Source organism: Streptomyces sp. NBC_01716 (assembly GCF_036248275.1).
Lineage (GTDB): Bacteria > Actinomycetota > Actinomycetes > Streptomycetales > Streptomycetaceae > Streptomyces.
The window spans coordinates 7,384,266-7,393,383 of the sequence record NZ_CP109181.1; the positions used below are offsets into that span (position 1 = coordinate 7,384,266).

At 67.1% G+C, this 9,118-nt stretch carries 20 protein-coding genes; 15 read left to right on the forward strand and 5 right to left on the reverse strand.

Going from position 1 to position 9,118, the window contains the following annotated elements:
• Positions 1-46: 46 nt before the first annotated feature.
• Positions 47-859: a DUF3800 domain-containing protein gene (locus OIE74_RS32785; RefSeq protein WP_329390149.1), complete on the forward strand. Its 813-nt coding sequence runs from the start codon at positions 47-49 to the stop codon at positions 857-859.
• A 413-nt stretch (positions 860-1,272) separates the two neighbouring features.
• Positions 1,273-2,085, forward strand: coding sequence for a hypothetical protein (locus tag OIE74_RS32790; protein ID WP_329390151.1), 813 nt, complete (start codon positions 1,273-1,275; stop codon positions 2,083-2,085).
• A gap of 133 nt (positions 2,086-2,218) precedes the next feature.
• Here the strand turns inward: OIE74_RS32790 and OIE74_RS32795 are convergent, their stop codons facing one another.
• From OIE74_RS32795 to OIE74_RS32815, 5 genes are all read right to left on the reverse strand, one after another.
• Entirely contained in the window at positions 2,219-2,890 is a 672-nt protein-coding gene (locus tag OIE74_RS32795; RefSeq protein WP_329390153.1) for a GIY-YIG nuclease family protein, read from the reverse strand.
• A gap of 77 nt (positions 2,891-2,967) precedes the next feature.
• Positions 2,968-3,354, reverse strand: a complete 387-nt coding sequence (locus tag OIE74_RS38700) for a DUF6907 domain-containing protein (protein ID WP_443076298.1) — start codon at positions 3,352-3,354, stop codon at positions 2,968-2,970.
• Between the two features lie 244 nt (positions 3,355-3,598).
• On the reverse strand, positions 3,599-4,075 hold the full coding sequence (locus OIE74_RS32805) for a GntR family transcriptional regulator (protein ID WP_329390157.1): 477 nt from the start codon (positions 4,073-4,075) through the stop codon (positions 3,599-3,601).
• A 136-nt stretch (positions 4,076-4,211) separates the two neighbouring features.
• The gene (locus OIE74_RS32810; protein WP_329390159.1) at positions 4,212-4,982 is read right to left on the reverse strand and encodes a GntR family transcriptional regulator; all 771 of its coding nucleotides are present in this window, start codon (positions 4,980-4,982) and stop codon (positions 4,212-4,214) included.
• Positions 4,983-5,528: a GntR family transcriptional regulator gene (locus OIE74_RS32815; RefSeq protein ID WP_329390161.1), complete on the reverse strand. Its 546-nt coding sequence runs from the start codon at positions 5,526-5,528 to the stop codon at positions 4,983-4,985.
• A gap of 163 nt (positions 5,529-5,691) precedes the next feature.
• Here OIE74_RS32815 and OIE74_RS32820 point away from each other — a divergent pair, with 163 nt between their 5' ends.
• The 13 genes from OIE74_RS32820 (at position 5,692) to OIE74_RS32880 (ending at position 9,065) form a co-directional block, all read left to right on the forward strand.
• Entirely contained in the window at positions 5,692-5,928 is a 237-nt protein-coding gene (locus OIE74_RS32820) for a helix-turn-helix domain-containing protein (RefSeq protein WP_329390163.1), read from the forward strand.
• Positions 5,928-6,230, forward strand: a complete 303-nt coding sequence (locus tag OIE74_RS32825) for a hypothetical protein (RefSeq protein ID WP_329390164.1) — start codon at positions 5,928-5,930, stop codon at positions 6,228-6,230. The genes OIE74_RS32820 and OIE74_RS32825 overlap by 1 nt, the downstream gene beginning before the upstream one ends.
• On the forward strand, positions 6,227-6,433 hold the full coding sequence (locus OIE74_RS32830; RefSeq protein WP_329390166.1) for a hypothetical protein: 207 nt from the start codon (positions 6,227-6,229) through the stop codon (positions 6,431-6,433). The genes OIE74_RS32825 and OIE74_RS32830 overlap by 4 nt, the downstream gene beginning before the upstream one ends.
• Before the next feature lie 166 nt (positions 6,434-6,599).
• Positions 6,600-6,809 carry a hypothetical protein gene (locus OIE74_RS32835; RefSeq protein WP_329390169.1) on the forward strand — a complete coding sequence of 70 codons (210 nt, stop codon included), beginning with the start codon at positions 6,600-6,602 and terminating at the stop codon, positions 6,807-6,809.
• Positions 6,806-7,162, forward strand: a complete 357-nt coding sequence (locus tag OIE74_RS32840; protein ID WP_329390171.1) for a hypothetical protein — start codon at positions 6,806-6,808, stop codon at positions 7,160-7,162. Before OIE74_RS32835 ends, OIE74_RS32840 begins: the two co-directional genes overlap by 4 nt.
• Complete coding sequence (locus OIE74_RS32845) at positions 7,159-7,302, forward strand: hypothetical protein (protein WP_329390173.1); 144 nt, start codon at positions 7,159-7,161, stop codon at positions 7,300-7,302. The genes OIE74_RS32840 and OIE74_RS32845 overlap by 4 nt, the downstream gene beginning before the upstream one ends.
• Before the next feature lie 20 nt (positions 7,303-7,322).
• Complete coding sequence (locus OIE74_RS32850; protein ID WP_329390175.1) at positions 7,323-7,625, forward strand: hypothetical protein; 303 nt, start codon at positions 7,323-7,325, stop codon at positions 7,623-7,625.
• Positions 7,626-7,739: 114 nt separating this feature from the next.
• Entirely contained in the window at positions 7,740-7,862 is a 123-nt protein-coding gene (locus OIE74_RS32855) for a hypothetical protein (RefSeq protein ID WP_329390177.1), read from the forward strand.
• A gap of 40 nt (positions 7,863-7,902) precedes the next feature.
• Positions 7,903-8,103, forward strand: coding sequence for a hypothetical protein (locus OIE74_RS32860; RefSeq protein WP_329390179.1), 201 nt, complete (start codon positions 7,903-7,905; stop codon positions 8,101-8,103).
• 78 nt (positions 8,104-8,181) lie between these two features.
• Positions 8,182-8,379: a hypothetical protein gene (locus OIE74_RS32865; RefSeq protein WP_329390181.1), complete on the forward strand. Its 198-nt coding sequence runs from the start codon at positions 8,182-8,184 to the stop codon at positions 8,377-8,379.
• Positions 8,380-8,388: 9 nt separating this feature from the next.
• On the forward strand, positions 8,389-8,520 hold the full coding sequence (locus OIE74_RS32870) for a hypothetical protein (protein ID WP_329390183.1): 132 nt from the start codon (positions 8,389-8,391) through the stop codon (positions 8,518-8,520).
• Positions 8,521-8,668: 148 nt separating this feature from the next.
• Positions 8,669-8,851 carry a hypothetical protein gene (locus tag OIE74_RS32875; RefSeq protein ID WP_329390185.1) on the forward strand — a complete coding sequence of 61 codons (183 nt, stop codon included), beginning with the start codon at positions 8,669-8,671 and terminating at the stop codon, positions 8,849-8,851.
• Between the two features lie 16 nt (positions 8,852-8,867).
• Positions 8,868-9,065, forward strand: a complete 198-nt coding sequence (locus OIE74_RS32880) for a hypothetical protein (protein ID WP_329390188.1) — start codon at positions 8,868-8,870, stop codon at positions 9,063-9,065.
• Positions 9,066-9,118: the final 53 nt, after the last annotated feature.

Consider the following 9,118-nt stretch of genomic DNA (forward strand, 5'->3'; position numbering starts at 1 on the left):
GCAACCGTAGCGCCAGCGTTGGCGCTTCGCCCCGCCAGCAGACCCCATGACAGGTCTCCTCCTCGGCGCGGCCCACCCAGGCACCCTCCCGAAGCTCAACGTGTACGTCGACGAAACCGGAGACCGCGGCCTTGGGCAACGGTCCTCGCCGTTCTTCGCCATGACCGCCCTCATGGTCCCCGCCGAAGACGACTGGACCGTCCGCTACGCCGCCGCCGGCCTCCGCTCCGTCATCCACGGCGGAGACACCGAACAGGTGAAGCCGCTCCACTGGGTGGACCACTTCAAACGCAAGCACGCAGACCGGCGACTCATGGCCGCCACGGCACTCGCCGGAATGCCATCCGCCCGCGTCATCCACGTCATCGTCCCCAAGGAAGCCGCCCGCACCGCCCCCGGAATGGCCGACAGAGACCGCTTCTACAACTACACAACCCGCCTCCTGCTCGAACGCGTCGCCCACGCCGCCAAGGGCTGGCTGGGCGGGCCGCGGTTCGCCATCGTCCGCCTCGGACTCGTCAAGGGTATGGACCACGCCGACACCGCCGGCTACCTCAACTTCGTGCGACAGGGGCAGATCGAAACCTGGGGCGTGCCCTGGCAGCACATCAAGTGGCCGCCCGTGTGGATGGGAACCGACTGGGACGGCATCCAGCTCGCTGACCTGCACGCGGGGCTCCTCAACTGCGCACTCAGCGGCGACCCCGCCGACGACGCGTGCGCCTCGAACCTGCTCCTGTGCAAGCACCAGCTCTACCGCCGCAACGGTCGGCTCCGCGGCTACGGCGTCAAGGTTGTCGGCACGGACTCGTCGTTCGTGACCGGCCGCTCCTGGTGGGAGAAGTGGTCCGTGGGATGAACACGACAAAGCCCCTTGGGGGGCTCCGGGGGCCACTGCCACCACGTGGGTGGAGGATCCAGTTCCCTGGTTCCGGCCTTGTCCCGGCAGCCCTCCAAGGGGCTCGTCTGACACAGAAAACGTACCCCAGATATTGATCCTTAGCACCACCGGCAGGCCCCTGATTCACCCATCGGGGGCCTGTTTCCATGCCCCGCCACCTGCGAATATGTCGCAGGCATATGACCTGGGGGATGGGATGGCTCACAGTAGCGCCCACCGCCCACGCGGGCCAGACTCACGACGAACCCCCCGGCCGGGGGGTTCGGGGGCCGTCGGGCGGGGGCAGGTCGGCTCAAACCCGCCGTGTCACCTGAACGAACTACGGGGAGCTTCCATCCGGTCACAGAACGGTGATGACAGGAGAGCCCGTAATGATCCGCAAGAACGACGCCGCCGAAATACGAACCCAGATCAAGTCCACCAGCGACACCCTCGCCACCGCCGTGAAAGACATCGGCACAACCCTCAGCCGCGAGATCTCAGAGATCGCCCAAGACACCGAGAGACAGCGCCGCGAACTCGCCGACCTCATCAGCACCGCCATCACGGGACTCCAAAACGACAACCGAGAACTACGCGACGCACTCAGGGCCGCACAGGGCGACATAAGCACAGCACGGCGAGAGATCCAGCAAGCCCGCGCCGAGATCGAAACCGTCCGCCTCGAAGCGGCGGAACCACGGGCCACCCCCGATCCACCGGCCGCACTGGAGGCCCCTCCCGAACCGTCCGCCACCCACGCCGAGCAGCAACAGCAAGGCGACGAAGACGAGTTCAACACCCTCCTCGACCTTGCCGCGGGCATCGCCTACGCCGAGATCTCATGCCACCGCGACACCTGGGACTTCCTCGTCGCGGAAGCCGCGCGCGGCGAACACTTCCGGCTCCCCGCCATCGTCAACCCCGACGACGATTGCCTCATCGACGTGGACGTCTCCGGGCGCACCCTCATCGCCATCCTCGAAGCGCTCCAGCGCACCCGGGGCGACCAGCAGCTCGGCGCCGGCACCCGGCATATCGCGTCCAAGGCGTACCGGCGCATCAAGCACGCGCTCCAGCAGTTGGAACCAGACGGAACGCCGGCCGCCCAGCCCACGGGTGATCGAGCGCCCGTCACCCGCATCGTCATTGACGACCGCATCGCCGTCAAAGGCACAACGGACAGTCAGCCCGCAACGGACTGAACCGGCCACCCAACATGACGAAGCCTCCCAGCCTTCTCGGACTGGGAGGCTCACGTGCGTCCGGGGTCACCGAGGGAATCGCACCAGCCAGTCGGGCAGTGGTTTCCCGTCGCCGCCGTAGTGCTGGAGCGCGCTACGACCAACTTGCGCACGTCCCCAACGGGACCAGGTAGTAGGTATCCACCGTCGCCATGACGCGCTCCACCGGATCGTCGTCACCGAAGTCGAACCACTCGCCCTCCAACCGGAGTTCGCCGTAACGCCTGTGCAGATACTCCTCCAGGCGAACGTCACCACCGAACGACCACAGCACCCGCAACTCGTAGGCCGAACCGGTCTGGAGACCCTTCAAGCGGCTGCGGAGATTGCTGGTCGTGCCGATCTTGACCACCCTGCTACGCCCGTCGCCGATGACGTACACGACGCTCTCCTGCCGCCGCGTCGGGAACGGTGCCCGTTCGACCGGGGACCGTTGCGGATGCGGCAGAGCCTCCGGCGAATCCCCAACCTCCAGGACGGTGTAGAACGTGCCTGAGGAGTTGCGATGACGCGTGCGGCGCATGTATCCGACCGCCTCCAACTCCCCGAACAAAGCTCGCACCGCCCGCCGCCCTTCGCTTGCGGTATCTCCTCGCGCGAGGCGGGCCTCGCGCGAGAGCTCATCAGCGTTCGCTTCCCAACCCTCCGGGCGCGCCAAGATCTCAAGCAGAAGACCCCTTGCTGCGTAGCTGAGTCGGGCGTCGAGCAGCAGGGCCTTGGACGCGGCAACCGACTCGCCGACCGCGTCGGTGCGGAAGACTCGCATAACCATCCGTCAGTCCATTCGTAGATGAGACGGCCGGGCAGCATTGCCGCCCGGCCGTCATGGTTCGTGGTGATCGCTCAGCCGAGCTGACCGCGCAGCACCCGCAGGCTGTCGACGAATCCCTGCGCCTGCGCAATGAAAACGTCCAGCTCCGGACCGGACATCTCCCGCTGCCCCTCGCCCTGCACGTAAATGACCTCTTCACTGCTGGAGTCGAGCTCATCAAGACGGAACAGCTCCGCCCGCACAATCACGTCCGGACCGTTGATGCCGGGCGCGGTGAGCAGCACTTCGGGGCTCCGGTGAGCCGTGTCATGCGCCGACGAGTTATGGGCCGACGGGTGATGGCGGTCCTTGCACCACGCCGGGCACGGCGTCGGGTGAACCGTCGACCGGGCCGGGACGATCGGGGCGTCATGAAGTACAGTCACTGTGATTTCCGTTTCGTGATTGGGATGGATCACTGATCAGCGGGGTGATGACCCGCTGGTTGAACCGGCCGGGCGTACCAGCGCCCGGCCGTTCGCGTTCATGGCGACGTTAAGACAGGTCGTTCTGGGGTCCGTGAAGATCCGGACCGACCGAGAAGCGGGCCGCCACCTGCGGGAACCGACGACTTGCCAGGACGGATAGGATTCGTCCGCTCTCCGTCCCTGCTCGCGGAACGAAACGGACATGGGGTAGAAGCGGCCGGAAATAGGCGGGGGTCTACCTTTTAGCGACCCACCTGGTGTTGCCGCGCTCTTCGATGGCATTGTGAGGCAACGACCTCAGTGCCCCCATGACGCTGATAGCGGAGACGCCGTATCGCCTGGCTAGGCGCACCAAGTGGATCTGGGTGCCGGGGGTGAGGACGCCGTCGGCGATCTCCCGTAGAAGGGAATCGGCGGCGTGCCGAACCTCTCGCGTGTCGTCGTATTTGAGTCGCTTGTACCGCCCGTTCGGGAGGCGCTCGGCGTTGTAGAGGGGGGTCTCCTCGCGGACCGTTTTCTCCTCGACCGCCAATGCCTGTTCGCGTGAGGGGAGCCATGTGATCGTGTGTCGCGCGACCAGGTGCCACCACCGCTGGATCAGCTCGTGGTCCTTCCAGCGCTTCTTGGTGTCCTTGGCGATGCCGATGTACAGGAGTCGATCGCTCGCGTCGTACAGGCGGTAGAGCGCGGTGCGCTCGGGGAGTTCAGGCATGAGAGTCCCTTCTGTGGGTGTGTGTCGACCCACAGAAGAACCGTATCGCTATTTGTGAATGATTGGCTAGTGACTCTGATGAAGCAAATGCGAAGACGCCTCAACTCGGCGTGAGTTGAGGCGTCGGACGTGCAGGTCAGAAGTCGTACTGCAAGGAGTAGAGGTGCCCGGCCTTGGCCATGGTCGTCACCTCGATGACTGCGTCGTCCGTGCTGAGCACCACGCGGAACGTGCGGAGAATCGCAACCTGGCGCGGCAATCGAAGCGCCTCGTACTCCTCGTTCGTCGCCTCTTCGGCAGTCACCTGATCGACGGTGTGGAGAGGCGGGTACCCGAGGCTGGCGAGCAACGTCGGCGTTCCGCCCTTGATCTTCACTTTGTCGGCCAGGGCGGTTCCGGAGGCCAGCTCCAAGGGGTAGTAGGAGTGGACCAGTTCGCACGGCTCGCCACTGAGTGACAGCAACTGCTTGCGCAGGACCGCAGTCTGCTTCGCCTCCAGCCCCAGTGCTTCGCGGACGTCGGCCGGCGGCTCGACCTCGCCGACCTGCAAGAGCTGAATCCCAGGTCGCCGCCCCTTCTTCTCAGCCTCGCTGAGCCACCGGTACGGCTGGCCATCCTCGGCAGGCTTCGAGTAGGCGGCGGGGGTCATGGTTTGCCGGCGTACCGCCAGCACCCTTACGGACGAGCCGGCGCGTCCCTCCAACAGGCCTTCGCCCTTGAGCATCGTGACGGCTTTCTGGATGCTTGCGCTGGACGCTCTGAATCGCTCCTTCAACTTCTCCGTGCTCGGAATCGGCTCACCTGCGGGCAGGTCGCCCGAAAGGATCGCCCGGCGGAGGTCGGTGGCGATTCGTTCGTGGACGGGGCGGGGGTCGGCCGCGTCTCCTGGGGTTCTGTTCGCGGCCATTCAGTCCACCTTCAGTTCGTATCGGAGACGCCGGAGCGCGGCGGGGGCCACCATTACGTCCGCCTGGATCGGACGGTCAGAGCTGTCGAGGGTGAGTCGCTCGATGACAACGACAGGTTCGTGCTCGCCGAGGTTCAGCTGGTCTCGTTCGGCTTCGAGCGCAGGGCGCGCGGTGATGTCCTCGATCACGCGCGCTGCCGTGTAGCCGAGGTTCGCGAGACACGCGACAGCCCCGCCCTTGATCTTTCGCGGCGCGGCAAGCGGTGTTCCCTTGGCGATCGCGGCCGGGTAGTAGGTGTTCGCAATCTCTACCGGCGCGTCGTCGGCGTACATGATCCGCTGCCGGGCGATGACCGTTTCGTCGACAGCAAGGCCCAGCGACTCGGCGACCGACGCCGGCGGGTGCACCTCGCCCGCGCCCGTGAGGGACTGGCGCCCCACCGCCGCCTTGCTGGCGGCTTCTTCGGCCCAGGCGTCACCTGCCTCAGGTGAACGTGGCTTGATGTAGTCCGCCGAGGTACTGATCCACTCGTTGTCGCTGGCCAATGGCCTCTCCGTCTCCTTGCCTACTGTCCGAACCTAGCTGGTTTTCATGATATGCGGCCTGCCTGAGCTTCCGACCGTCCCGAAAAGCTTGTTGGTTTTTAGAAATACCGATACAGTCGAGAACGCACCAGCCACCCACCAACTCCGATTGGAGGACTTAGACATGCCGCTTCCCAAGAGGCTGCCGACGCTGTCCGTCAAGGAAGCGGCCAGCGCGCTCGGCGTCTCGGCTTCGACCGTCTACCGATGGGTCGTCGAGGGCGAGCTCCCCTCCATCCGCTACGGCAAGGCCCCCACGGAGGGCAGTAAGAAGCGCGGTGGCGAGATCCGGATCCCCGAGTACACCGTTGCCGACCGCCTCCGCCGAGGTCCGGTCGCCGAGCTTTCCGAGGTCGCCTGATGTCCACCGCATCCCTCACCCAGACCCCCGTCCTTTCGCCCGCCGATCGTGCCGCGCACGCTGCGGCCTCGTTCGTTCGCCCGGCCGCCCCGGTCACCGCTTTCCGCATCATGCGTGAGACCGAGATCGCCCCGCACTGGTGGGCCAAGCCCGTCGAGATCGGCGAGACCGGCAGCATCTTCGTGGCCGACCGGTTCTGTGCCGAGCAGAACAACGTGACGATGAACCCGAACCGGGCGAGGCCGCACCGCTACTTCGTCGAGCCGGTCTACGCCGAGCCCACCCCGGCGGCCACGTCATGACCGCCCGCACCCCGCTCGACCGCAATGCCGTCATCACCGGCGCGGTTGCCCGCTTGGAGTCGGGTACGGCCACGGTGCCGTCGTCGCTCCAGCAGGACCCGGAGACTCTGGCGGATCAGATCCGCGAGGGTGCCGCGTCCGACTCGTCGGCCCGCAGGTTCGCGGCGTTCAAGCTGGCGCAGCGGGTTGGCGGTGTGTCATGACCGCCACGTTGGTTGCGACCCCGGACCCGTCCCGTCGCCCCCGCCCTCTGGCTTCGGGCCGCATCGTCGCCGGGCGTCTGCGGCTCACCGTCATCCCGCAGCAGTCGTCCCCGCAGCGCCCGTCGGACCCGGCCGAGCTCCGCCGGTTCATTCAGAAGCGGAAGTGGTGACGGTGGACGCGAACATCTCGCCCGCTCTGGTCGCTGACATCGACGACGTGTTCCTCGGCTGGTGGCCGGACGACCTCGTGGTCATCTTCACCGCCGACTACGTGCCGGGTGCGCTGGCCGAGTACGCGCACCGCGACGGCGGGCAGCACATCGCCCGCCTGACCGCCGACCCCGACGAGCAGTCCGAGACGGGGTGGCAGCAGTGAAGAAGCCCGCCCCCGCGAACATGTACCGCTGGCAGCTGCGGGCGCACGAAGCCTTGGGCCGGATGGTCGCTCACGGCGTGAAGCACGACTTCCCCCCGCTGATGTGGACGCTCGCCAGCACGGGCGCCCTGACCGGCGAGGCGATCGGTCTCGCGTCGACACCGGACGAGCAGCGAGCGGCCCTCGAACAGTGGGCCACTTACCTGAAGGCGACGGTCAAGGAGCGCACCGACCGTGACGGCGTCGTCCACCTGTACGCCCCGTTCAAGTGGGGCAAGGGCGAGTGGGATGCCGGCGCTCTCCGGGCCACGATCTATCCGCCGCTGGAGGACGAGGACGGTGAGTCGTCGTGACCCCGGAGGAGCTTCAGGCCGCCGCCGAGGCTGCTCTCGCCGAGCAGGCCCGGTTGGCGCAGGAGCGTGCCCGCGAAGCCCAGAAGGCCATCGAGGACGCGAAGTACGAGCGCGACTGCATCGTCACCGCCCGCCGCTGACCCAGGAAGGACATCCCGCCGTGAGCCGCAAGTTCAGTCAGATGGAAACCCCGGAGCAGCAGTACGCCCGCCGCAACGCAGGCCACTTGGCGCAGATCGCCAACAGGCAGGCCTCCCGGTCCGAAAGGGAAGCCGAGAGGCACCAGATGGACGTCGACGTGTATGGGCGTCAGGGACGCGACTACAGCGACCCGCAGGCGGCGGACCGCGCGGCGAAGACCCGCGACAAGCACCTGTCTCGCGCCGCTCGCCTACGCGATGACGCCGCTCGACAGGAGCGACTCGCCACCCCGCCGAAGAAGCCCAAGCGGCGCTGGCTGTAAAGCCGCCCGCCGCTGACCCCCAGACAGCACCGCCCGTGGGGTGCTTCCAACCCCCGTAGCCCCCACGGGCGGTGCATTCCACCACCCCGACCCGCCATCCGAGAGGCCACCCCCATGTCCGATGACAAGCCGAAGTCCCGGGTTCGCATCAACCTCGGCGACCGGAGTCCCGCCCCCGCCCCGGCCCCGGCCCCCAAGTCGCGGGTCCGCATCAACCTCACCGGCAAGAAGAAGTAACCCCAACCACCTTGATCACCACTCACAGATTGGCACCCCCATGTCTCGTCACCTGTTCGCCGTCCCGTCCGAGTCCGACATCGCGGAGGCGGAGGGTGCGGTTCGTGCGCAGGCCGTCACCAACTACCTGGCGGCGAAGCGCAGCGGCAACCCGTCCGCGCTGGCCGAGTCCCTGTCCGTCGCCCTGGCCCTCGACGTCATGGACGAGATCCGGGGCCTCACGTACCCGGCGGCGGCCTGACGGTTGCCCGCGTCGCCTGCCACCGGCGGGCGGCAAGGGGAGCCGGACAGCCCGGAGCCGAAACCGAAGGAGAACCGCATGGGCCTCAAATGGGGCAAGGGTGGCAAGGACGTCTCCGTCACCACCGAGGACGGCTCGGTCACCACGACTGACCCCCGCTACAAGGCATCCGACCGGGCCCAGTACGAGGCGGGCGACATGCCCGCCACCACCTACTGGGCCCGCTACACGAATCGCGGATACGGCATCGACCACCCGGCCGCCGACCACAAGTAGGAGATCGATATGGGTTTCTGGAACACAGTCGCCGCACACAGCGAAGCCGCAGATGACGAGGAGCGCAGGCAGCTCACAGAGCAGGCCGCACGGGAGCTGGAAGCCGAAGAGCAGGCCGCTCAGGAAGCCAAGAAGAAGTAGCACCACCGCTTGAGGCACCCGACTCCAGGTCGGGGCGCTTTTAACCGCCTGAGTCAGCCCCCGTCCGGTCTCCACGGACGTCGCCGCAAACGCAGACGGGGGCACGCGCAGAACCCCCCAATTCGCCTCGCCTGGAAGGGCTGTAGCCGTGAAGAAGCTGTTTCTGATCGCCGCCGCACTGCTGTTGCTGGTCCTGTTTCCGGGCCTGGCGGCGGCGCTCGCCGGAGCTGTCGTGGTGCTGTCCGAGCAGCCGGCCCTCGTCGGGTTCGCCCTCGGGCTGGCCGCCTGGCCGCACCTGCGCGGCACCAAGACCCGCACCCCCAAGCACTGACCGATAGGAGATCCACATGTTCACCGGAACCCCCGACCAGATGCGGGCCATGGAGAGGGAAGCCTCCCGCATCGCCGATGCGATCGCCGGCCTCATGACCGAACTCGACAGCCTCGCGCCGGGCAGCGTTCGAGTCGCGAACGGGCGCATCACCGGCCTCGGCGTCGCGATCGTCTTCGACGGCCGCCGCTGGGTCGCCCAACAGCAGCGCTGACACGCCGCCCCACTCTTACCGCCATCCGCAACCCCGCCTGATCCGAAAGGAAG